Consider the following 22,265-nt stretch of genomic DNA (forward strand, 5'->3'; position numbering starts at 1 on the left):
CACACCCTGCCCTGTCTCGGCATCGACGGCTCGCCGAGAACACGTATGCGCTCCGGTGTGACGCATGCCGTCGGCAGTCGAGACGAGCCGACAGGCGATGAGGTACCGGTAGTTCGTCGATCCGGCGGTAGAGGAAACGACCGTATCCGGTGGTGACTGCTCCGATCAGCTTCTGGAGCTGGGAGGGCGGGTCTTCCTCCGTCTATGCCCGTCACCACCGGTTGGGTGCTTTGGCGGGGGCAGCGAGGAACGGATGGCCTGTAAAGCTCCGCAACCGCAGCGCAGTTGGGCGTACGAGGTGTGGCTGAGCCCCGGGACCCTTGTCCAGTTCTCCCGGCTCCGAGGTCAGTTCGCGCCACGATCCTTGGCCAAGGACCGCAACGCCTGCACCACGTCGGTCAGATGCCGACGCATGGCGGCCTCGGCCTCCGAGGGATCCGAGGCGGTGACGGCCTCGACGACGTCCAAGAGCTCGCGCAGGGAAATGGCGGCCCGGTCGCCCATCAGCGATACGACATCCGGTTGGTGCACGGTCCGCGAGCCAAGTTCCTTGATGAGCCGACGTGCCGCCTCGTGACCGGCGATGTCGTGGATCCGTTCGTGCAACCGGGCGCTGAGTCGGCCGTAGTGCGTGAGGTGCCCGCTGTCGAACGCCGACTGCATGTCCGTTGCCAGCGTGCGCAGGCCGTCGGCCTGCGCACGGTCGGCTCGTTCCGCCGCGCGGGCGGCCGCCAGACCTTCGAGCGTCATCCTGGCCTCCATGACATCTGCGGCCTCGGTCAGGGAGACTGCTCGGACACATGCCCCACGATTGCGCCGGATCTCGACCAGTCCCTGTGCCGCCAGCTGACCGAGTGCAAGGCGCACTACCGAGCGGCCGGCGGCGAAACGCTCGCTCATTTCCCTTTCGACGAGGCGCTGCCCCGGTACGAGAGTGCCGCGCAGGATCTCCGCCCGGATCGCCTCCGCGATTCGGGTCTCCGAGGCTGTTCCTTCCCGGCTCATCGTCCGCCTCAGGACTATGCCTGGTCCGCGTAGTCGACACCGAGTTCGGCGAGCCGAGCGCGCAGTCCGTAGTAGTCGACGCCGAGTTCGCCGGAACGCAGCACGTCCCGCGTGGCGGCTTCCTTGGCGATCCGCTCCTCAGCCCGCGCAGCGGTCTGCTCCGCCTCCTCGCGTGGGACCACCACGACCCCGTCGTCGTCGGCCACGACGACGTCACCGGGGGAGATCTGCACCCCGCCCAGCGTCACCGGCACGTTGACCGAACCGGGGGAGGCCTTGACCGTGCCCTGGGCGGAGACGGCATGTGCCCAGACATGGAATCCCATGGCCCGCAGCTCGGCGCTGTCGCGAATCCCTGCGGCGGTGACCAGCCCGATCACCCCGCGCGCGGCGAGGGACGTGGCCAGCAGCTCACCGAACATGCCGTCCGTGGACGGTGAGGTGGTGGTCACGACGAGGATGTCTCCGGGCCGGCACGTCTCTACGGCCGCGTGGATCATCAGGTTGTCCCCCGGATGCGAGCTGACCGTCACCGCGGTGCCCGCGATGCGCACATCCGCCTGGTTCGGTCGGAGCTCCGTCCCGGCGAAGCCGCGGCGGTCCAAGGCTTCGTGAACCGTCGACACACCGGCTTCTGCGAGCCGGGCGACGTCCTTAGGATCCGTTCTCGTGATGTTTCCGATGACGACGTGTCGGCCGGACATGGACCCTCCAGATGATGGGTTCGAAACAGGTGATCCGGCGGCTCGGGACACTCGACGACTGTCTGACGTCCGATGTGCCGCAGGTTGATCGACGCGAGGCCGAGCAGGTGGTCTGAGGGCGCTCCCGCTCAGCGACCAAAGAGGTCCAGACAGGTTGCGGTGTCCGACATCCGCACGTGGTGGGTCTCGTGCACTCTGCGGATACGTGGGACCAGCGGGCCGCGCACGATCAGCTACACACAGCTCGACGCCCTGGACGACGGCTTCACCGACGTAGTCCTCGCGGTTCAGCCCGGCCAGTCGTTCGGGGACGCACTCGACGGCATCAGGAACATCATCCACAGATCTGGTCGGCCGGCCCGACGGGATGGCCGAGACGTCCGGGACGCCTGGGGGCGGGGGCCCCGTCCGCGTGGCACCTCGGTTCGTCCTCGGCGAGCGGTCGGCGGCGACGATGCGTTGTTCCGGGCCGCCGTGACCGTGCCGCATGCCCGCGCACTTGCGTTATCGCACCGTCGGACCGCCTTACCGCGCGCAACCAGTAAATTCACCATCTCTGACCCGTCATTGGCGGTCGGGCCGTCACGCCAGGGCGTTCACGGTCTGGGGATACAGGCGGACGTACGCCTCGGCCATCGTCGTGTGTGCGAGACCGAGATTGGGACCCGCGTTGCGCTTGAGCTGGACGCCGCGACGCTTCGCCAGGTCGGTGTAGTAGTCCCACATGTGCTGCTGCGCGGCCAGGCATTCCATGGCCTTGCGCTTACGCTCGAAGACCGGAGTGATGTCGAGCAGCACGTCGGGTTTGAAGTCGCACTGCTCGGGCTGGTGTGGCTCGAAGAAGAACACTGGCGGCGCGCCAAGCGGCTCACCGGGAGCGTCGTATCCGACAGCCTGGGCCAGGACGCGGGCCTGCAACGCCATTCGGGCCGCGGCCGGATGATCGCCGTTGTACGGGTCGACGAGCGTGTGGGTGAGCACCACCGCAGGGTCGACCTCTCGGTATACGTGCACGATGCGGTCCACGAGCTCCGGTGTCTCTGTCAGTGGATAGTCCCCGGCGTCCAGAAAGTCGATCTCTGCTCCCAGCGCCTCCGCGGCGCTCGTCGCCTCGGCGCGGCGAAGCGCCTTGATCTGGTCGAGTCCGAGGCCGTCCCGCCAGGCTCTGGCGGACTCGCCGCGCTCTCCGAAGCTGAGGCACAGCACCTTGGCTCGCTGCCCCAGCTCGGCGGCCAGGGCCAAGGCGCCGCCGGCCCGCCAGACGAAGTCCCCGGCGTGTGCGCTGATCACAAGCAACGGGCCGTCAGGGGCGGGGGCGGTGGTGCTCATCACAGGCTCCTGTGGGTCGTACGGAGGGGCGGACGCGGACGATGTCGGCTACCCGGTGCCGGATGGAAGGCACCGCGGGGCCGAACCGAACAAGGGGGAGTAATCGGCTCGGGCCCGCGGGCTCTGTGGCCACGCTAGGCGGGGGCCGTGTATGAGGGAACGCGAGCAATGACGTGTCCGACTGGGCGTTTCGACCGGCGAAGGATCAGGTCAAATGACGTAGATGGGGTCCCGGACCCGCGGGCTACGATGCTGCTGTCGCGGCAACGTCCGCTCACGGGTGGTGGCTGGTTTCCGCCGGCCCGACCTCGATCAGCACGCCTTGAGGCCGGAGGACCCGTCGGCATGTGTCGCTCTGCCGTAGCGGCACCGGTTGAGGAGATGATCATGTCCGTTCTCCCCTACGTCGGCTGGGATGACGTCGCCTTCGCCGCACCGGACGGCCTGGCCCTGGTCGACGACTCAGGCCGGTTCGTGCAGCTGAATGTTGCCGCGGTGGCTCTCTGCGGCGGAAGCGTGGAAGCCGATCTGGTCGGGGTGCAGTCGCCCTTCGAGCTCGCCGAGCGGTCCGCATCGTCCGAGGTGGGGCTCCTGGAAGATCGGTCCGACGAACAGGTGGTGTGCTGGGCTCCCGGTGTCGGGCTGTCGCGTGAGTTCGCGTACCGCGCCCGCAGGGTGTCGGCCGACCCGACGCTGACCGTGGTGTCGTTCCGTGACGTTACCGACGTGTGGCAGCGACAGCGCCGGCTTGCCGCGATCGCCCGCACCTCGATCGGGCTGGCCTCCGAAGGGTCACTCGGCGCGACACTGGACGCGGTGGCTCAGCAGATCGTCCGGACAGACGGTTTGGCAGGCGTGCAGATCCTCATTCTTGACAGCACAGGCAAGGAACTACGGCTGCTGGGATCCGCCGGGCTGAGGCACTGGGACATGTTTCTGGACCGGCTCCTGGAGTGTCGCGACCGGGGGGCGCGGCTGTGCATGCTCGACGCCGTGCGCGAGGGCCGGCCGGTAGTGGTGCCCCACCGTTGGGCGCAGATCCGCTCGGATCCCGCTTGGGAGCCGCTGCACACCTACCTCGGGGAACTGACCTGGGACTCCTTCGCCAGCGTGCCGTTGATGGTTCGCGGACGCGCGGAGGGCGTTCTGAACGCCTACTACGCGCCTGGCCAGGAGGTTGATGGCCGTACCCTCGAGTTCCTGGCCGCCATGGCGGAGCAGGCCGCACTTGCCGTCGACTACGCCACCTTGCTCCAGCGAGAGCGGGACGGTGCCCGGCAGGATGAGCGGCAGCGCCTCGCACGCGACCTGCACGACTCGATCGTCCAGCAGGTGTTCTCGATCGGTATGCAGGCGAACGCGATCGGAGTCCTGGCCGGTCGAGGAGGACAGATTCCCGCGGCGCCGGTGCAGCGGTTCGCGGAAGAGGTCGGAGCGCTGTCCCAGGCGGTCCTGGCCGACCTGCGCGCCATGGTCCACGAATTGCGGCCATCCTCCTTCACCCGACTCGGATTGGAGGAAGCGGTTCGGGCGCTCATGCGCAGTACGGAGAACCGGACAGGCCTCACCTGCAGGATGGCGTTCTCGAAGGGGCTGGACGTACTGGGCCCGGAACTAGCCGAGGACGTCTACCGCATCACGGCCGAAGCCATCCACAACGTCGTCAAGCACGCCGAGGCCACCACTGTCACCGTACGTCTGGCCCTGCGGGACCACACCCTTGTCGCCGGCGTCTCCGATGACGGTAAGGGGCTGGTCAATGCCACGCTCGGCACCGACGTGAACAACGGTCACGTGGATTCGGAAGGATCCCGCAATCACGGCTATGGACTCACCACCATGCGGGAAAGGGCAGAACGATGGGGCGGCATACTGAAGATCAGGTCGCGCTCGGAACGAGGCACGACGGTGCGGGTAGTCATACCACTGCCCATCCAGCTACCGGAGTCGGTCCCGACAGAGGAATCGATCACCAACGCCACCGATCCGCTGAAGGCGTCGCTGTGAACGGCGACGAACCGGGGCGGATTCGGGTGCTTATCGTGGACGATCACGCGGTGGTCCGGCGGGGCATCCGCGCCTACCTGGATGTGCTGGACGACATGGAGGTCGCGGAGGAAGCCGCCAACGGCCAGGAGGCTCTCGCTCGTCTGGAGCGGATGGCGGTGAACCAGCAACTGCCGGACGTGGTGCTCATCGACCTCCTCATGCCGAGAATGGACGGCCCCACCGCGATCGGGGCGATCAACAAGCGTTATCCCAAGGTCAGGGTCGTGGTACTCACCAGCTTCGGCGAGATGGAGCGGGTGCATGCCGCGCTCACACAGGGAGCGGCGGGCTACCTCCTCAAGGATGCGGAACCGGGCGAAGTGGTCTCAGCGATCCGTGCGGCCGCCAGGGGTGAGGTGTTCCTGGACCCGGCGGTAGCCCGAGGACTCACCCAACAGATCGTCTCGCCCCCTACCGGGCTCGGCGCCCTCACAGGCCGGGAACGGGACGTTCTCGTCCTCGTGGCCGAGGGGCGGTCGAACCAGCAGGTCGCCGACGAACTGGTGATCAGTGAACGCACCGCACGCACGCATGTCAGCAACGTACTGCGCAAACTCCGGCTGACATCCCGCACGCAAGCTGCGCTGTTCGCCGTGCACCAGGGGCTGGTACCGCCGCCGGCGAACTGAGACTGGCTTCCTTCGCGCGCCTGAGGGGCGGCAACGAATCACCCTGCGACATATGTCGCAGGTCTGTCGGCGGACTGAACCGTGCGGATCGGGTCCGACGACTCGCGACCCGCAACAAGCGGCGTCCTACGCTCACCACAACGGTTCCCGAGGACGGCATCGTCCGTCTTGAAGGGGCTGGTGGAAGGCCACGGGACGCGCTTTCCGATTCCAGATGCAAGGAGGCATCGAATGCCCGAGGTGGAGACGACACGGCTGACGGCCCCGTCCACGGCGTACAAGATCGTGGAGACGCCGCAGATGTACCGCGATGTAATCGAACGGTACGGGGTGGACGGCAGTCATGTGGGGATGACGGAGGAGGAAAGCCCGTGGGTTCCCTTCGGGGAGGGCGCGGCCATCCGCCATCTGGCGTTCGACGTGCGCAGCAACACCTTCAGTAACATCCTGTGGATCAAGGGTCCAGGGGTGATCGGGACGCACAATCACCGGGGAACTGTGGTGATGATGTGTCTGGAGGGCAGCTGCCGGTACCTGGAGTACGACTGGGTGGCGGGGCCGGGGAGCTTCATCTTCGAGACGCCGGGGCTGTCGCACACGCTGGTGAGCGATCACCCGGAGGGTGTGAAGCTGTTCGGGTGGCTGCAAGGGCCGATCGACTTCTTCGACGACAAGGGCGAGTTCCTGGAGACCTTGGACGTGTGGTGGTACATCAACCACTACGAGACCTACTGCCGGGAGAACGGCATTCCGATCAACAAGAAGCTGTATCTCTGATCTGACGGGCAGAGCTACGACTGGAACCGCGAGCCGGAACGGGTATGGGTCGGGCACTGAACACGTTCGGTTCGGGTTGCCAGTGGGCTCGCGAAAGCTGCGCCAGGACTTCGGACGGGTCATTGTCACATCGGTGTTCGAACACTAGGTCGAGGTGGACGCATCGATGCCGGACGGGCGGACGAGCACGCGGAAGCTCCTGGTGGGCCGATGATCTTGGTCGTGGAACCCGTCCACCAGGAGCTTCTTCACGTCCGGACACCGCCCCTCCAGCCCAACCACGCGCCGATCCGGTCATCTTGGAAAGGCCTTACAGAGGCTCAGGCCACGGAGGAAGGGGTCTCGGTGCCGGGTTCGGAGTGAAGGCGGTAGCGTCCGTTGTCGCTGCTGACGGTGCCGGCGGTCGGCTGGGGGAAGTGGGTTCCGAGCAACAAGGCGTGAGTGCCGGCCAGGTTGTCGAGCAGACTGCCTCGGGTGCGTACCGCCTGCCGGGGGTCGATGTCGACGCAGCTGGTCAGGTGGGGATGGGACAGTTGTACGGGGTGGTGGATGCTGTCGCCGGTGATCAGGGCCGTGCGGTCGGTGCCGCGCAGTTCCACGGCGATCTGCCCAGGGGTGTGGCCGGGGGCAGGGACCAGTCGCACCCCGGCGGTCACCTCGTGTCCGTGGCCGGGAACATCGACGAAGTCGTACTGGCCGCTTTCGCGGATGGGATCGACGGAGTCGTGGAACATCTGGCGGCGCGCCTCGTCCATCTCCGCCGCGGCCCAGTAGTCCCCCTCGGTACGGCTGGTGAGGTAGCGGGCGTGAGGGAAGGTCGGCACCCAGTCACCGTCGACGAGGCGGGTGTTCCAGCCGACGTGGTCGGCGTGCAGATGTGTGGTGATCACGAGGTCCACGGACTCGGGCGGGAATCCGGCGGCGGCCAGGCGCTGGAGGTAGTCGGTCTCCAGGTCGTTCCAGGCGGGGTTGGCGCGCGTCTTGCTGTTGCCGATCCCGGTGTCTACCAGGATGCGCAGTCCGTCGGCTACCAGGGCGAAAGTGTGGCTGGCCAGGTGAAGTGCGTCGGCGTCGGCGAAGTCCGGCCGCAGCCAGGACGCCTCGTCCAGCACTTCCTTGGTGGCCTCGGGGAGCAGCCAGGGGCCGGTCTGCGGGGGCAGGCCGATCTCGTCGACGCGGTGTATGACGAGATCGCCGAAGTTCCAGGCGGGGTGGGTCGGTGCGGGGACGGTGCAGCCGGTCGGGGTGGTGGGGTTCACGAGGCTGATCCTTTGCTGGCTGGTGCTGTCGACGAGGTACGGGGTGCGTCTGTGACGGTGGGGGCGCCGGTTGCCGTGGCCAGGGCGACCAGGGCCAGCACGCCGGCCGTGCCCGCGTACAGCAGTACGGCGTTTTTGGAGCCGTACCAGGTGGTAGGCGATCCGGCCAGGACTGCCGGAACGCTCATGGCGAGGTAGCTGAGGACGTAGCAGGCGGCGACGGTTCCGGCGCGCTCCTCGGGGGCGGCCGGAAGCACCACCTGCGGCAGCCTTCCCTGCGTGACCGCGCCGAATCCGGCCCGCGCCAGCAGGGTGCCGACGAACAGCGCGGGCAGACTGTGCAGGTACGGGCTGACGAGGTGAGTAACGCACCGGCGGTCTGTGCGGCGGCGCCCGCGGCGCTGACCGTGCGAGCGGGCTGGGCTCGTGTGGCGCGGATGGTCAGGACGGCACTGGCGGTGCTGTCGGCGAGCGCGGCCCGGCCACGGTGCCCGGGGTGCTCGAAGTCGAACAGGGCGCGCCCGCCGCGCTGGCGGCCACACTGGTGGCCAGCCCCTCTACGACTTTGGCGGCGATCAACTCCGTCACCCCCTGCGCCGTGGTGAACACGGTCATGGAGACGGCCTCGGCGAGCAACACCCCGGCGAGCACCGGGCGTCGTCCCAGGTGGTCGGAGAGCGTGCCGACGACCAGCAGCGCCGCCAGCAGAGCCAGCGCGTAGGTGCTGAAGACAGTGGTGAGCGTCAGGGCCGAGAAGCGCCACTGCGGCTGGTACCCGGCGTACAGCGGGGTCGGCGCGCTGGATGCGGCCGGCAGAACAAAAACGGACGTCTGCAGTGCGAAGGCGCCACCGCGGCTCGGCGGAGGGAGGCGTCGGGGGTGGGGGGCGGGACAGCAGGGCTGTGGCACTCGGCATGAGACCTTCCGGAGTCCTTGAGGCGAACCTTTCGCCTCAAGGGAAGAGTAGGAGCCGACGGCACCGCCGCATCGCCCCGTACAGCGTCATGCGGCCTGCACATGGGCCACGGCGGAGGCCGGAGTCGGTTACGCAGCCGCGACCTCTCTCCAGCGCGTCCTCACCCCGGGCGGTCCTGCCCTGGTCCTGGTCGCCCTGACGGCGATCGAGGGCGCACTGCTGTGGCGAAGGCGCTGCCCGTTTCCTCCGCCCCAGGAACCGGTGTCCGAGTCCGCCCCGGAGCCGTCCGGCCATGCTCGGGCAGGCCTGACGGACGTCGAGCTCAAGAGGGGCTTCGGATCGCCGATGCCGGCCACCTGTACGCCGGTCTGGCTCTTGGGGACGTCAAGACACCGGCACGAGTTGGCGCCCGTCATCGTGAGCCGACGCCGCTGGAGTGACGGAGCCGCTCCGGGCCGTTCGCAGTAACCGCTGGTCGACGACGCGAGTGTCCACTGCTTGTCGGTCGTCCTGTCATCAACCCACTGGGTCGACTTCTGGCCGGCTGTCGCACTTCCGGTCCAGATGCCGACCCAGTGGCCACCCACCTTGTTGGGAAAGGCGTCGTCGCTGCACTTGGCCCGGAGGTGCCACCGCTGCGAATCGATAGCGCTGGGTCGGTCCCCGAGCCCGAGGTCGGGGACGCCTCCAGTGTCACCGGCCGTCGGTCACCCGGACGGGACCGGGATCAGCCGGAGGAGGACGGCCGTGTCGGGGCGAGGCAGGGTGATGGTGAGTCTGCCTTCGGGCTCGTCCCATTCCGTGGTGGCGTCGGCCGTCATGGGCTGGAGTATCTCCGGACGCAACGCGACCCCACGCAGGTGGGGGAGTGTGAGCGTACGGCTCTCCGGGACGTCTGCCCGGTCCCGGCGCCATACCGCGACGAACGTGGACGCCTTCCCCCTGAGGCCGTGGGCGATCCAGGCGTCCTCCCAGTCCGGCAGACCCAGCGGCCAGAAGGGGTGGGCGCCGACGATCTCCGTCCGGATGTCCTTGTAGACGCGCATCGCCGAGCGGACGAGCTTGAACTGGTCCTCGCTCATGCGGTCGAGGAAGCCGGAGAGGTGAACCCTGCCCAGGAGCGCCCCGGTGAGGGTGAAGGCGATCCGGTCGAGGGTGTGGTCGGGCTGGGGGTAGGCCCATACCGCTGCCTGTTCAGGGGTCACGGCAGTGGCGGCTGCCGCGGCGATGGGCGGATAGCGCAGGGGGTCCTGCTGGTCGCTGGTGGACTGGATCTGGGCTACGGCGAGTTGGGCGTAGTCCATGCGCAGGCCGCCGGAGCCGCAGTTCTCCAGGACCAGGTTCGGATGCCGGTCCAGTAGGCCGTTCATCCAGTCGAGGTGGGCGCGGTGGTGTCCGAGCAGGCCGGCACCCGGACTCTCCTGGCCGTTCTCCGTGCCGGGGCCGATGTTGATGTTGTAGTCGAGCTTGAGATACCCGACGCCCCACTCGCCGACCAGCCGGTCCACGACCGCGTCGAGGTGGGCCCGGGCGGCGGGGTGGCGCAGGTCGAGGTGGTGCCGGCCGTGTTCCGTCACCCGCACGCCGCCGCGCCGGAAGAACGCCTCCGCCGGCAGGGTGTGGGCCAACGGGCTGCGCACGCCCACGACTTCAGGCTCCAGCCACAACCCCGGCACCATGCCGTGGCGCCGGATCGTGTCCAGCACCTCCTGGATGCCGCCGGGGAAACGCCGCTGGGCGGGCTCCCAGGCGCCGACCGCGTCCCACCAGCCCTGGGCGTCGTCGTCGTACCACCCGGCGTCGATGACGAAGACCTCGGAGCCGGCCTTCCCCGCCGCCTCGATGAGCGGCAGGAGCCTCTCGGTCGTCGGGTCTCCCATGAGGGTGTTCATGTAGTCGTTGTAGATCACAGGGAGGGCGCGGAGGTCGGGATGGTCGCGGCGGATCAGCCTGCGGTAGTCGGTGAGTTCACCGAAGGCCGCGTCGAGTCCGCCCCCCTCTCCGCGGACGAGGACGGCGGGAACCGTGTGGAACTCCTCGCCGGGCGCGAGGACGTGCCGCCACTGGTGGTGGGCGTCGTCGGGGCCGAACAGGGCGACATAGGCGACGCCTTCGCGTTCACCGGTCTCGAAGCGCCACCCCGCGCTGGACTCGATCTGCCACAGCCAGGCACGCCCGGAGGGGTCGGTGAGCGCGCCGATCGGCAGATGGCGGCCGGTCGACCAGCTCCCCTGCGAGTAGCGCTCGAAGCAGCCGCGCCCCTCGTGACCGTGCGCGAACCTGCTCAGCGGCACGACCTGGTGGCGGAAGGGGGCCTCGCGCCACCGGCATTCGGCGAGCCAGTCGTTGTCCGCCCAGTGCAGGGTCAGTCCGTCGAGACCGCCGCCCGCGTCGGTGATGCCGCCGAGGGTCAGGGTGCTCACGCTCTCCAGCCGCAGCGGTGCGACGCCCTCGTTGACCAGACGCACACGCGAGCGCAGGAAACCGGCGTCCTTAGCGGTCTCCAGGGTGACCTCGGCGACCAGACCGGTCTCCGGATCCGCCAGCCGGATCGTCGTACGCTCCCGGTCTCCCTCCCGGACGGTCTCGTGGTCGCGGTAGGTGAGGCGGTCGCCGATCGCGGTCTCGATGAAGCGTTCCCCGGACCACAGGCGTCCGTGACCCGTGGCGGTGATCTCCACGACGGGCACCAGACCGGCCCAGTCCTGGTCGGACGCCCCCAGCCGGACCGAGCCCGTGGCGTCCAGGACGGCGTGCAGCCCGAGCTCCGGGTGCGACCAGAGGCGGGCTCTCTCGAGTGTTCCGACGACTGCGGTCAACGCAATTTCCCCTTCCGGGATGGTTCGGCACTGCGACGGCCTCGTGGGAGCTGAGCTGGGAATTCACGCTCGGCGGGGGAGAGTTGGCCGTGTCGCCGGTTGTGTTTGAAAGGTAAATCCCCAGTTACGGTCTCTTGACGCCCGCGATGTGACCGCTCACAATCCTCGCATGCATGTGACCGGTCACACAAGCTTCGGCGGCCAGCCCGCCCCCTCCCCGGGGCAGCGCAGACCCGCCAGCATCCGCGATGTCGCCCAGGCGGCAGGCGTCTCCTACCAGACCGTTTCGAGGGTCATCAACGGCCGCCCGAACGTGAAGGAGGAAACCCGCGGACGCGTCGAAGCGGCCGTCAGGACCCTGGGGTTCAGGCGGAACGCCACAGCGTTCGCCCTGGCCAGCGGGGTGACCCGAGCGGTCACGGTCCTCACCTCGAACACCGTCCTCCACGGCTACGCGGCCACCCTGCAGGGTCTGGAGGAAGCGTCCCGCTCTGCCGGCTACGCACTTGGCGTGCGGGTCGTGACCCCCGAGGACGACCTGGACCGTACGGTCGCCGCGGTCGTCGGGGCCGGCGGCTGTCTGGTGGTCATCGGATACGACCGGCTCGGCGCCGCCGTACTGGACCGGGTACCGGCGGAGGTCCCGTGCGCGGCGCTGGTGGAGGCACCGCCGTCCGGCCGCGCGCCCGTCCGTCCGGCGGTGTGGGCCGACGACCGGGAGGCGGCCCGTACCGCCACCGAACACCTCCTCTCGCTCGGCCACCAGACCGTCCACCATGTGGCGATCCCCGCCTCGACCGGAACCCGGCGCTCGGCGGCACCCCGCGCCGAGGGCTGGCACCAGGCCCTCAGGACGGCAGGCGTGACCCCGCCCCCGCCGTCAGGCAGGGGCTGGGACGCCCAGGCCGGATACGAAGCCGGGACGAAGCTCGCCGGTGACACGGACGTCACCGCGATCCTGTGCGGCAACGACGACCTGGCGCTGGGTGTCCTGCGGGCCCTGCACCACGCGGGCCGTCGGGTCCCTCAGGACGTCAGCGTCATCGGCTTCGACGACGCCCCGCACTCCGCTTTCCTCACCCCGTCCCTCACCACGGTCCGCATGGACTTCCACGGCCTGGGCCGCGCCGCCTTCGGCCTGCTGCGTGCCCAGCTCGACACCGACCGGCACGAAGCCGTGCCCGCGCCGGCCGCGCCCACTCTCGTCCACCGCGAGAGCACGGGCCCGCGCGGTTCCTGAACCGGGCCGGCGCCCGGCCCCCCTGTTCCCCACAGCACGTACCGCACCGCCGCACAAACCTCAGCAGTACAGCACCGCCCACCCTCCGTACGACCAAGGATCCCGCCATGAGAAGAGCCCTCTCCGTCCTTGCCACCGCCTGCGTCCTCGGGCTGACCGCCACCGCGTGCAGCGACAGCACCGCAGGTGGTGCCGGCGCCGCACCCACCGGGTCGGTCGACGCCACCGCCTCCCTCAAGGGCGTCAAGCTGACGATGTGGACCGCACAGAACAGCGTCAACCAGCCCAAGCAGGCCATCGAGGCGTTCGAGAAGGCGACCGGCGCCGAGATCACCACCGAGGTGATCCCCGACCCCTACGAGTCGAACGTCCCCACCAAGCTCGCCTCGGGTGTGAAGCCGGACCTGATGTTCTGGCAGCCCACGGCCAGCACACTGCCGTTCGTCCAGCCGGCGAAGAACCTGCTCCAGCTCGACAACGAGGACTGGGTCGCCAAGCTCGGCAAGACCGAGCAGGGCCTCGGCCAGGTCGACGGCCACCGCTACGCGGCCATCGTCACCAGCCCCGCCGTCCTCGGTGTCTACTACAACAAGGCCGTCTTCAAGAAGGCCGGCATCACCGAGATGCCCACCAGCTACGACGACATGCTCGCCGACGCCAAGACGATCAAGGACAAGACGGGCGTGGCCCCGTTCTTCGAGGTCGGCGGTGACAAGTGGCCGCTGCAGTGGCAGGTCCAGGCGCAGATGACGGACCTTCCCCAGTCGTTCTGGGACAACCTCAACAAGAACAAGGACTCCTGGACCAACAAGGTCATCGTCGACGCCATCACCAAGTACAAGACAAAGATCCTCGACGGCGGGCTGGCCCAGAAGAACTACAAGACCGCCACCTTCGTGGACCAGGGCAAGGCGGTCATGGACGGCAGCGCCGCGATGGCCCTGAACGTCACCGCGCTCCAGGCCCAGATCCAGTCGACCTCCAGCACGGCGGACATGGACGCGAAACTGGGCTGGTTCCCCATCTCCAACAGCGCGGCCAAGGCCGAGTACTCGCCCGACCAGACCAACGGCGTGGTCGCCTTCAACACCGGTGACGAGAAGCGCCAGAACGCCGCCCGGCAGTTCCTGTCGTTCTGGCTCGGCGAGGACTACCCGGCCTACATCAAGGCCAACAAGCTCGTCTCGGTCGAGCCGTCCGTGCCCAACCCCGACGGGCTGCCGCAGACCGCGATCGCCCAGGCCGAGGCGTTGTCCACAGCCACCGGCGTCTTCCAGGTCAAGGCGCTGACCGCCCCCGACATGCACCTCGCCCTGGCCGACATGATCTACGGCAAGAAGAGCCCGAAGCAGGTCGCCCAGGCCGCTCAGGACCAGTTCGAGCAGGTCCTCAAGGCACGCGGCGTCTCCGGCTTCTGACCGGCGCCCGCCCTTTCGCTCGATCCCTCCCCGGGCCGTCCGCCGTCGACGTGCCCGGGGACCCGTACCGGAGGTTGAAAAGTGGCGAACACAGCCACCATCGGCGTCAGTGACGCCGAGCGCGCGAAGGAACCGGGCCGGCCCGCACGGCCCGGCCCGCGAGAGCGCTCCCGTCGCAGGGCCAACCAGCCATGGTGGTTCGCGGTCCCGGCGCTCGCCGTGTTCGGAGTGTTCTTCCTGCTGCCGAACCTGCTGAACTTCGTCTACCCGTTCACCGACTGGTCGGCGTTCCACCCGCAGATCGGCTTCGTGGGCCTGGAGAACTTCTCCACGATCCTGCACGACGGGTCGATGCTCCGCGACATCCGTATCACCCTGGTGTACGCGGTCCTGGTGGCCGTCTTCCAGAACGGTTTCGGTCTCGGCCTCGCCCTTCTGCTGGAACGGGACACCCGCTTCAACCGCTTCTTCCGCGCGGTCTTCTTCCTCCCCGTGCTGATCTCCGCCCTCGCCGTGGGCTACATCTTCCGGGCCCTGCTCGCCCAGGACGGGGCGCTCAACAGCGTGCTGTCGTCACTGGCCGGGCACCCCGTCGACACCCCGTGGCTCGGGTCGACCACCTGGACGCTGGTCGTCGTGACGCTCATCCACGGCTGGAAGTGGATGGGGCTGGCCATGCTCATCTATCTGGCCGGTCTCAAGAGCATGCCGGACGACGTGCTGGAGGCCGCCCGTATCGACGGGGCCGGTGGCTGGCGCACCTTCTGGGCGATCCGCTTCCCGCTGCTGGCGCCGGCGGTGACGTTCAACGTGACCACCGCGCTGATCGGCTCCATGAACACCTTCGACATCGTCCAGGCCACCACCGTGGGCGGCCCCGGCAGCGAGACCGAGGTGTTCAACATCTACATGTTCCGCATCTTCGGCCAGGGGCTCTACGCGCAGGCCTCCGCGATGAGTCTGGTGCTCTTCCTCATCGTCGTCGCCCTCGCCGTCCCCGTCATCGTCGGCCTGCGCCGCAGGGAGAACAACCAGTGACCACCGCCACCGCGTTCGCCCCGGCACACCGCCGCCCCTGGCGCTGGGTCCAGCCCGTCACCGTCCTGCTGATCGCCGCCGTCACCATCGGCATCCCGCTCTGGCTGGTCGCGGTCACCTCGGTCAAACCCCAGGGCGAGGCCATCAAGCCCAACCTCTCCCTGCCTCACCACGTCCAGGCGGGCGCCAACTACGAGCAGACCTTCGACCAGGGCAAGATCGTCCAGGGTTTCGTGAACAGCCTGCTGGTCGTGGCCCCTTCGGTCGTCCTCGTCCTGCTCCTCGGGGCCGGGGCCGCCTGGGTGTTCGCCCGCCGCAAGGGACGGCTGGTCAACACGCTGTACGCGCTGAGCATCAGCGGACTGCTGCTGCCCCCCGCGGTGATCACCATCGTGATGGAGCTGCGCCAGCTCGGACTGGCCGGCACCCGGCCGGGCATGATCGGCGTCTACGCCGGGATGTACCTGTCCACGTCGATCTTCTTCATGACCGGGTTCATCCGCGCCCTCCCCGAGGAGCTGGAGGAGGCCGCGCGCATGGACGGCGCGGGGCCCGTCCGGGTCTTCTGGCGCATCATCCTGCCGTTGCTGCGCCCGGTCATCGCCACCGCGACGATCATGGTGATGCTCTTCGCCTGGAGCGACATCTTCTACGCCTTCTTCGTTCTCGGCGGAGGCGACAAGGCCACCCTGCCGCTCAACCTCTACCAGGTCGCCAGCGCCCAGCTCTACCTCAACAACTGGCACCTGATCTTCGCCTACGTCGTGATGATGAGCCTCCCCATGATCCTCGTCTTCGTCATCGCCCAGCGCCGCATCGTCTCCGGCATCACCAGCGGCGCCGTCAAGTAACTGCTCCTCCCTCATCCCCGGCAACACCCACCCGCCTCCCGCAACGGCGCGGGAGAAAGAGGACACGCATGCCTCGAACAGCTCGCAGATCCCGTACCTCCCGCAGTCTCCTGGGCGCGGTCGTGGTGGCCGCCGCCCTCGTGGGCACGGTGCTGACCATCCCCGCCGCGCAGGCGGCCAACCCCCGGGTCACCGTGGACCTCGGCACCACCACCGGTGCCGTGATGCACGGGGCCAACGGAACGCTGTACGGCCTCAGTGACGACGGCGTTCCCGGTGACGAACTGGTCGCCCCCCTGCACATGACCACCGTCATCCAGAAGCCGCAGGGCGGAGCGCAGCACCCCAACGGTGACGCGCTGACGGTGAAGACGGCCTACGACCGCGACGGCGGCGGCGAGGTCCACATCTACATGCAGGACGTCTACGCCAACTGGCCCTACGAGAACAACGGGCTGAGCGACTACCTGGCCAAGGTCGACACCATGGTCAGCGCGGTCGCCACGCGGTCCGACGCCGACGATTTCGTGTGGGTGCCGTTCAACGAACCGGACGGCAACTGGTACACGGGGCTGGGGAGTTCGGACAGCACCACGTACGCGAACGCGCTGGCCAGATTCAAGAACGACTGGACGGCCGTCTACGACAGGATCCGGTCGATCATCCCCGGCGCCCGGATCGCCGGCCCGAACGAGACGCACTACGACGCCCGCCTCATGGGCGACTTCTACCCGTGGGCCAAGGCCAACAACGTCCTTCCTGACATCACCACCTGGCACGAGCTGGACCCGGGCTCCCTGTCCAGTTTCGAATCCACCCTGGCCGCCTACCGGAAGCTGGAGACCAGCGCGGGCATAGCGAAGCTCCCGGTCAGCATCAACGAGTACGGCAACCGGCGCGACCAGTCCGTGCCGGGGCAGATGATCCAGTGGATGTCGATGTTCGAGCGGAACAAGGTCTACGCCGACCAGGCGTACTGGAACATCGCGGGCAACCTCAACGACAACGCCGTCCAGACCAACATCCCCAACGGCACCTGGTGGCTGCTGCGCTGGTACGCCGGTCTGAGCGGGCAGACCGTCAAGCTCACCCCGCCGCAGGCCAACACCATCGACACCGTCCAGGGCATCGCGTCGCTGGACACCCGCCGCAAGCAGGCCCAGGTCCTCCTCGGCGGTACCTCCGGCTCCGTCGACACCGTGATCCAGCACGTGCCCTCGTCCTTCGGCAAGCAGGTCGACGTCACCGTCGAGCGCACCGGATGGAGCGGCTACGAAGGAGCCGCCGCCGCGCCGGGGGTCGTGTCCCGCACCAAGGCCAAGGTCGCCTCCGACGGCAGCGTCACCGTGCCGCTGACCGGTCTGGACGCCATGTCGGCCTACCGCGTCACCCTCAACCCGGCCGGTAGCGGATCGCCCACCGCGGCGAGCCTGCCGTGGTCCGCGTCGTACGAGGCGGAGAACGCCGCCATCACCAGCGGCACCGTCTACTCCCAGGGCTCGGTGTCCAATCCCTACGGCTTCGCCACCTCGGGCACCAAGGACGTCGGCAGCCTCAACCAGTCGACCAGCAAGGTCGCCTTCACCGTCTCCGTCCCGACCACGGGTACGTACGACCTGAGCGTCTTCTACGGCAACCAGTCCGGCGGTCCGGCGACCCAGACCCTCACCGTCGACGGTGGCTCGGCGCAGACGATCACCTATGGTCCGACCCTGAACTGGACCTACCGCGCCACCGCCGGCGCCTCGGTTCCGCTGACGGCCGGCACCCACACCCTGACCCTGGCAAAGGGTACGAACGAGGTCACCCTCGACAAGATCGACCTGACCGCGTCCACCACTCCGAACTCCGTCTACCCGGCCGCCTACGCCGACGTCAGCGGATCGCCGGCGTACGACTACTCCGCCTCCGGCATCAGCGGCGCCGGCGCCCTGAAGCTCGACAAGGGCGACAAGGCCGCCTTCGACGTCTACGCCCCGGCCGACGGTTACTACACCGTGCACGCCGACTACTCCTCCACCGGCAGCAGCACCCTCAGCCTGGACGGCGCCACCGCCGCCACCCTGGCCTCCACCCGCGGCAAGCTCACCGACAAGCCCCTGAGGCTGTACCTGTCTGCGGGCAACAACCGCATCACCGCCGCCGTCCAGGGCGCCGGCTGCCTGACCCTGCGCGACCTCCGGGTCACCGGCGCGGTCGACACCACCGGCGTCACCACCTACGAGGCCGAGGCCGCCACCCTCGCCGGAACGGCCGTCGTCACCTCGGACACCTGGGCCTCCGGCGGCAGTTACGTCGGCTACATCGGCAACGGTCCGGCCAACATCCTCACCGTCAAGGTCGACGCCGCGAGCGCCGGGCGGTACGTCATGAACGTCCGCTACGCCAACAACCAGGTCGCCGGCTCCGGGAACTACAACACCAACATCGTCTCCCGAGCCGCCCAGATCAGTGTCAACGGCACCGCACAGACGGTCATGTTCCGCAACAACTACAGCTGGAACAACTACTGGGACCTGCCCGTCCCCGTAACCCTGAAGGCGGGCACCAACACCATCACCTTCGCCAACTCCAGCGCCTACGCGCCCAACATCGACCGCATCACGACCGCACCCCTCACCGGCTGACCACCGGCCACAGGCGGGACCCGGCCCGACCGCCGGGGCCCGCCTGCAGGGGGCTCTCCTCTACGAACTCCTCAGCCTGTATTCCGTACGTCATGTCGAACAGCTTGGGCGCCCGGGTGGACTCGTTCTAGGCAGGTCGCGGGTTACCTGGCCGCCCTGTACGGCGCTTAGTTGCTTCTCCTGACGCGATGACCGCAGGTTCGGTTGACAGGCTCCTGGCCGGTGCTAGCTTGCGTATTGTCATGTACTGGTTCATCGAGGGAGGTGTTCGATGGAGAGTCGCAGGATGACGCGCCGATCGGTGTTGACCGTGACGGCAGGGATGGCGGCGCTGAGTTCCGGGGTGTTCGCGGGGACCGCCGAGGCGGCGGCAGAAGCGGCCGCCGCTCCGCCGACCGGGACCGTGCGAGTGTTCTGGCTCAAGCCCTCGGACGTGACATTCGACCAGCGGTACCCCGATGGCATCACGCGCGTCATGACGGAGGCGCAGCGCTTCTACCGGCAGGAACTCGGCGTGACGTTCAGGCTGAACACCCCGGCGGTGGAGGTCGTGAACGGCGATCACAAGCGGGTCTGGTACGAGACCACGCCGAACGGCGGCGACCAGTACTGGTGGGTGGTCTTCAACATGCAGCAGGAGCTGCTGGCCAAGCTCGGTCTCCGCGCCCCGGACCCGCGCTGGCTGTGCGTCGGCGAGATCAGTGCCGAGGGCCCAGGCTCGGGTGGCGGTGGTGGCGGCGGCTGGGTTGTCCTCAGCGGCCACGACGCGGACGGTGCCGCCGGGACCAACGGCGCCATGAACCGGTGGTACGGCGGCATGGTGCACGAGCTGGGCCATGCCTTTGGTCTGCCCGACTCCACGTTCACCGACGGCACACCGATGTCCGCGTCGTTCTACGACTACCCGAACTGCCACTTCAGTCAGGACCAGAAGAACAGGATCCGGAACGGCCCGTACGGCAGTTTCCTGTCCTGAGCCGGCCGCCGTCCAGCAGGATCCCGTCGGCGGTCCGTTGTTCGTTTCTGCGCGCCGTTCCTCTACGCTCAAGGTGGTCTTCAACCACCGCATGACATCTGCCCGGTGACGGAGTCGGCGTGGGGTGCGCGTCCCCGCTCCACGCCACCGCTGGACGGCTTCAGGCGCAGCCACGGGTCGGCACTTCCGGACGTCTACGACCCCGTGTGGCGCGTCCCGCCGGGCGGCGAGAGGGATGCGTCGTGCCTTCGGCTTCGGCGAACTACCTTACTCTGCTGCGAACTTCGGGTGCCGCGGCCTTCTTCCTTCGCGCGGCTGCAGGTCGTCTGGGCATCGCCATCGCCGGTCACCGGACGCAGACCCTCGGGGAGTTGGCCGAGCCGCCCGATGTCGCGGGCGACGGCGGTGACCTTGTGACCGCGCGCGGCGGCCTCGGCGATGACTCGGGAGCCGGCTTTCCCGGCGGCTCCGAAGACGACGATCCTACTCATTTCTCGGTCTTCTCGCGGTACGGGTTCAGGCGTTCTGCGGGCCGAAGAGGTACTGGTTGCCGATGTCGATCAGGAAGGGGCCGCCGTGGGAGGGGTATCGCTCCAGGATGGCCTTCTTGTACGCCTCGCCGTCGTCGCCGAGCAGCTCGCGGGCGTCGGCGAGGTAGCCGCGCAGTTCGGGGTACACCTCCGGGCCGGTGGGCAGGCCGTGGCCGGCCAGGATCGTGTCGTACGACGGGTCGGCGGCCAGGGTGCCGACGGCCTTCTGCCAGCCGTCGATGTCGTTGTTGCCCAGGAAGAGGTGGGTGTCGTGGTAGACGAGGTCCTGCGCGATCAGCACCCTCTGCTCGGGCAGCTTGATCACCAGCTGGTCGGCGGCTTCCCCGCCCGAGACGGCCTCGAAGACGAAGAGCACCCCGTCGATGACCTCCGTGCCGGGGATGATCTCGACGGTCGGGGTGACGTCTGCGACCGGGATGGGTGTGCCGGTCGGGTCCTGGCCGTCGCCCTGCGCGGCGATCTGGTCGCGGACGGCGGGCAGCGCGTGCACGGCGGCGCCGAAGCGGGCGGCGCCGTGGAAGTGGTCGGGGTGGGCGTGGGTGATGACCAGCCGGTCGATCGGCTTGCCCAGGCCCTGTGCGTAGGCGACGACCTCGTCGGCGTAGGCCAGCGCGTACTGGGCGTCGACCGCGATGATCCGGGCCGGCGTTTCGATCAACTGGGTGGTGACATTCAGACTGTCGTCGGGGGCCATGTAGCTGTGGACGCGGACCGCGCCCTTGTCGACGACCGTGACCGTGCCGTACATGAGACCACTTCCTACGTGGACGGACAGCCTCCGTCAGGCCGTCCTGGTATCTCCCACTCTCGCTCTCCGGAAACCCCAAGGCGAGATACGCTGGAGACTCTTCCTGGTCGAAATCGGACATCAGTGAGGTCGACGTGCCCAGACAAGAGTCCGCCGGCAGTACCCGGACGGACGGTGACGCGATTCCCGGGTTCGGTTTCAACCCGCCGGTCGCGCCGGTCTCCGGCTTCGAGGCCACCGAACTGGCCGCCCTGCACGGCCGTATGCCTGACGCCACTCTGCGGCGCGTCCACCGTGTCGACTTCCACACCGTCACCCTGATCAGCGAGGGCAGCGGCGAGCACACCGTCGACTTCGTCACGTACCCCTGCCGCCCCGGCACGTTGCTGTGGGTCCGTCCCGGCCAGGTCCAGCGCTTCGGCGACCCCAGCTTGATGAAGGGCACGCACCTGCTGTTCACCCCGGCATTCCCTGCCCACCTCGCGAACACCGCCCGCCTTCTCGACGACTGGCACGGGTCCGTCTGCGTACAGCTCGGCACCGACCATGACTACGCCACCGTCTCCACGCTGCTGAGCCAGCTGCACGCCGAGTTCAACCGCCGACCCGGCACGGTCTCCCGGGAGATTCTCCAACTCCAGCTCGCAGCCCTGCTCCTGCACATCGACCGACTGCCACCGCAGGGCGCACACACCGACCCGCACACCGAAGGCGGCATCTACGCCCGTTTCCGTGCCGAACTCGAACGCTCCTACTCCACCACCCGCCGCGCCGAGGACTACGCCCACCACCTCGGATACACCGTCAAGACCCTCACCCGCGCCTGCCTGGCCGCCACCGGACAGACGGTCAAACAGGTCATCGACACCCGCGTCGCGCTTCAGGCCCAGCGGCTGCTCGCGCACACCGACGAACCCGTAGCCGTCATCGCCCGCGGCCTCGGCTTCTCCGAACCCGCCAACTTCGGGAAGTTCTTCAGTCGCCACACGGGCACCACCCCCGGCGACTTCCGCCACACCCACCAGCCGCCGACGGAGTGACCGACACCTCCGCGCCGGCCGGATCGTGGTGCCGATGAATTCGCTGCTCGAGTCCCGGGAGCCCGACCACCACCTGCGGGACTCCGGTGCGGTGCCGCCCCCTTCGAGTGGCACGCGGCGCCCGGCCAGAGCGCCGAGGGAGCGGCTGCCACCGGGGTGCGGCACCTGTCGGTCGAGCCTGTGGCCTTCGCCGGCCTGCTCGCGGGACACGAGGCGCGGTACGACCTCGTTCGTCCGGCAGCGGGTGCTGACGCTGACTCAACGTCACCTTCGGAGGCGGGTGGTGAGG

The 22,265-nt window shown here is 68.5% G+C and carries 19 protein-coding genes; 10 read left to right on the top strand and 9 right to left on the bottom strand.

The window, feature by feature from the left end; translation table 11 throughout:
- Positions 1-345: 345 nt before the first annotated feature.
- From STRTUCAR8_RS38895 to STRTUCAR8_RS38905, 3 genes are all read right to left on the bottom strand, one after another.
- The gene (locus STRTUCAR8_RS38895; protein WP_006381856.1) at positions 346-1,005 is read right to left on the bottom strand and encodes a GntR family transcriptional regulator; all 660 of its coding nucleotides are present in this window, start codon (positions 1,003-1,005) and stop codon (positions 346-348) included.
- A gap of 14 nt (positions 1,006-1,019) precedes the next feature.
- Positions 1,020-1,709 (bottom strand): 4-carboxy-4-hydroxy-2-oxoadipate aldolase/oxaloacetate decarboxylase, encoded by a 690-nt coding sequence (locus STRTUCAR8_RS38900; RefSeq protein ID WP_006381854.1) that lies wholly within the window; start codon positions 1,707-1,709, stop codon positions 1,020-1,022.
- A gap of 582 nt (positions 1,710-2,291) precedes the next feature.
- Positions 2,292-3,038, bottom strand: coding sequence for a PIG-L deacetylase family protein (locus STRTUCAR8_RS38905; RefSeq protein WP_006381862.1), 747 nt, complete (start codon positions 3,036-3,038; stop codon positions 2,292-2,294).
- A gap of 249 nt (positions 3,039-3,287) precedes the next feature.
- On the opposite strand from STRTUCAR8_RS38905, the gene STRTUCAR8_RS38910 reads away from it, so the two are divergent.
- From STRTUCAR8_RS38910 to STRTUCAR8_RS38920, 3 genes are all read left to right on the top strand, one after another.
- Entirely contained in the window at positions 3,288-5,045 is a 1,758-nt protein-coding gene (locus tag STRTUCAR8_RS38910; protein WP_234372627.1) for a sensor histidine kinase, read from the top strand.
- 26 nt (positions 5,046-5,071) lie between these two features.
- Positions 5,072-5,716, top strand: coding sequence for a response regulator (locus tag STRTUCAR8_RS38915; protein WP_044473639.1), 645 nt, complete (start codon positions 5,072-5,074; stop codon positions 5,714-5,716).
- A 231-nt stretch (positions 5,717-5,947) separates the two neighbouring features.
- Positions 5,948-6,493, top strand: a complete 546-nt coding sequence (locus tag STRTUCAR8_RS38920) for a 2,4'-dihydroxyacetophenone dioxygenase family protein (protein WP_006381848.1) — start codon at positions 5,948-5,950, stop codon at positions 6,491-6,493.
- A gap of 320 nt (positions 6,494-6,813) precedes the next feature.
- Here STRTUCAR8_RS38920 and STRTUCAR8_RS38925 read toward each other — a convergent pair whose 3' ends face one another.
- From STRTUCAR8_RS38925 to STRTUCAR8_RS38940, 4 genes are all read right to left on the bottom strand, one after another.
- Positions 6,814-7,752 (bottom strand): MBL fold metallo-hydrolase, encoded by a 939-nt coding sequence (locus STRTUCAR8_RS38925; RefSeq protein WP_006381865.1) that lies wholly within the window; start codon positions 7,750-7,752, stop codon positions 6,814-6,816.
- The gene (locus STRTUCAR8_RS52985) at positions 7,749-8,012 is read right to left on the bottom strand and encodes a hypothetical protein (protein WP_006381849.1); all 264 of its coding nucleotides are present in this window, start codon (positions 8,010-8,012) and stop codon (positions 7,749-7,751) included. The genes STRTUCAR8_RS38925 and STRTUCAR8_RS52985 overlap by 4 nt, the downstream gene beginning before the upstream one ends.
- Positions 8,013-8,193: 181 nt before the next feature.
- Positions 8,194-8,661 carry an MFS transporter gene (locus STRTUCAR8_RS54805; protein WP_006381855.1) on the bottom strand — a complete coding sequence of 156 codons (468 nt, stop codon included), beginning with the start codon at positions 8,659-8,661 and terminating at the stop codon, positions 8,194-8,196.
- A 714-nt stretch (positions 8,662-9,375) separates the two neighbouring features.
- Entirely contained in the window at positions 9,376-11,487 is a 2,112-nt protein-coding gene (locus STRTUCAR8_RS38940; RefSeq protein ID WP_006381859.1) for an alpha-galactosidase, read from the bottom strand.
- A gap of 169 nt (positions 11,488-11,656) precedes the next feature.
- Here STRTUCAR8_RS38940 and STRTUCAR8_RS38945 point away from each other — a divergent pair, with 169 nt between their 5' ends.
- The 6 genes from STRTUCAR8_RS38945 (at position 11,657) to STRTUCAR8_RS38970 (ending at position 19,637) form a co-directional block, all read left to right on the top strand.
- Positions 11,657-12,727 carry a LacI family DNA-binding transcriptional regulator gene (locus STRTUCAR8_RS38945; RefSeq protein ID WP_044473637.1) on the top strand — a complete coding sequence of 357 codons (1,071 nt, stop codon included), beginning with the start codon at positions 11,657-11,659 and terminating at the stop codon, positions 12,725-12,727.
- A gap of 107 nt (positions 12,728-12,834) precedes the next feature.
- Positions 12,835-14,145, top strand: coding sequence for an ABC transporter substrate-binding protein (locus STRTUCAR8_RS38950; RefSeq protein WP_006381861.1), 1,311 nt, complete (start codon positions 12,835-12,837; stop codon positions 14,143-14,145).
- Positions 14,146-14,226: 81 nt separating this feature from the next.
- On the top strand, positions 14,227-15,183 hold the full coding sequence (locus STRTUCAR8_RS38955; RefSeq protein WP_006381863.1) for a carbohydrate ABC transporter permease: 957 nt from the start codon (positions 14,227-14,229) through the stop codon (positions 15,181-15,183).
- Positions 15,180-16,034, top strand: a complete 855-nt coding sequence (locus tag STRTUCAR8_RS38960) for a carbohydrate ABC transporter permease (protein WP_006381858.1) — start codon at positions 15,180-15,182, stop codon at positions 16,032-16,034. The genes STRTUCAR8_RS38955 and STRTUCAR8_RS38960 overlap by 4 nt, the downstream gene beginning before the upstream one ends.
- A 68-nt stretch (positions 16,035-16,102) precedes the next feature.
- Complete coding sequence (locus tag STRTUCAR8_RS38965) at positions 16,103-18,661, top strand: CBM35 domain-containing protein (protein ID WP_006381866.1); 2,559 nt, start codon at positions 16,103-16,105, stop codon at positions 18,659-18,661.
- A gap of 286 nt (positions 18,662-18,947) precedes the next feature.
- Positions 18,948-19,637, top strand: a complete 690-nt coding sequence (locus STRTUCAR8_RS38970) for a hypothetical protein (RefSeq protein ID WP_044473638.1) — start codon at positions 18,948-18,950, stop codon at positions 19,635-19,637.
- Positions 19,638-19,831: 194 nt separating this feature from the next.
- On the opposite strand, the gene STRTUCAR8_RS55905 is transcribed toward STRTUCAR8_RS38970, so the two are convergent.
- Positions 19,832-20,128, bottom strand: coding sequence for an NAD(P)H-binding protein (locus STRTUCAR8_RS55905; protein ID WP_006381860.1), 297 nt, complete (start codon positions 20,126-20,128; stop codon positions 19,832-19,834).
- A 25-nt stretch (positions 20,129-20,153) separates the two neighbouring features.
- Positions 20,154-20,936, bottom strand: coding sequence for an MBL fold metallo-hydrolase (locus STRTUCAR8_RS38975; protein ID WP_006381852.1), 783 nt, complete (start codon positions 20,934-20,936; stop codon positions 20,154-20,156).
- A gap of 134 nt (positions 20,937-21,070) precedes the next feature.
- Between STRTUCAR8_RS38975 and STRTUCAR8_RS38980 the strand changes: the two genes are divergently transcribed.
- Positions 21,071-21,976, top strand: a complete 906-nt coding sequence (locus tag STRTUCAR8_RS38980; RefSeq protein ID WP_006381853.1) for an AraC family transcriptional regulator — start codon at positions 21,071-21,073, stop codon at positions 21,974-21,976.
- Positions 21,977-22,265: the final 289 nt, after the last annotated feature.

Origin of the sequence: Streptomyces turgidiscabies Car8, from assembly GCF_000331005.1 — a bacterium.
Taxonomy (GTDB): Bacteria; Actinomycetota; Actinomycetes; order Streptomycetales; family Streptomycetaceae; genus Streptomyces; species Streptomyces turgidiscabies.

What these genes read in the sequence shown, in the direction of transcription:
- STRTUCAR8_RS38895 (WP_006381856.1), bottom strand. Translation starts at nt 1,005, where the DNA reads ATGAGCCGGGAAGGAACAGCCTCGGAGACCCGAATCGCGGAGGCGATC.
- STRTUCAR8_RS38900 (WP_006381854.1), bottom strand. Translation starts at nt 1,709, where the DNA reads ATGTCCGGCCGACACGTCGTCATCGGAAACATCACGAGAACGGATCCT.
- STRTUCAR8_RS38905 (WP_006381862.1), bottom strand. Translation starts at nt 3,038, where the DNA reads ATGAGCACCACCGCCCCCGCCCCTGACGGCCCGTTGCTTGTGATCAGC.
- STRTUCAR8_RS38910 (WP_234372627.1), top strand. Translation starts at nt 3,288, where the DNA reads ATGCTGCTGTCGCGGCAACGTCCGCTCACGGGTGGTGGCTGGTTTCCG.
- STRTUCAR8_RS38920 (WP_006381848.1), top strand. Translation starts at nt 5,948, where the DNA reads ATGCCCGAGGTGGAGACGACACGGCTGACGGCCCCGTCCACGGCGTAC.
- STRTUCAR8_RS38945 (WP_044473637.1), top strand. Translation starts at nt 11,657, where the DNA reads ATGCATGTGACCGGTCACACAAGCTTCGGCGGCCAGCCCGCCCCCTCC.
- STRTUCAR8_RS38950 (WP_006381861.1), top strand. Translation starts at nt 12,835, where the DNA reads ATGAGAAGAGCCCTCTCCGTCCTTGCCACCGCCTGCGTCCTCGGGCTG.
- STRTUCAR8_RS38965 (WP_006381866.1), top strand. Translation starts at nt 16,103, where the DNA reads ATGCCTCGAACAGCTCGCAGATCCCGTACCTCCCGCAGTCTCCTGGGC.
- STRTUCAR8_RS38970 (WP_044473638.1), top strand. Translation starts at nt 18,948, where the DNA reads ATGACGCGCCGATCGGTGTTGACCGTGACGGCAGGGATGGCGGCGCTG.
- STRTUCAR8_RS55905 (WP_006381860.1), bottom strand. Translation starts at nt 20,128, where the DNA reads ATGAGTAGGATCGTCGTCTTCGGAGCCGCCGGGAAAGCCGGCTCCCGA.
- STRTUCAR8_RS38975 (WP_006381852.1), bottom strand. Translation starts at nt 20,936, where the DNA reads ATGTACGGCACGGTCACGGTCGTCGACAAGGGCGCGGTCCGCGTCCAC.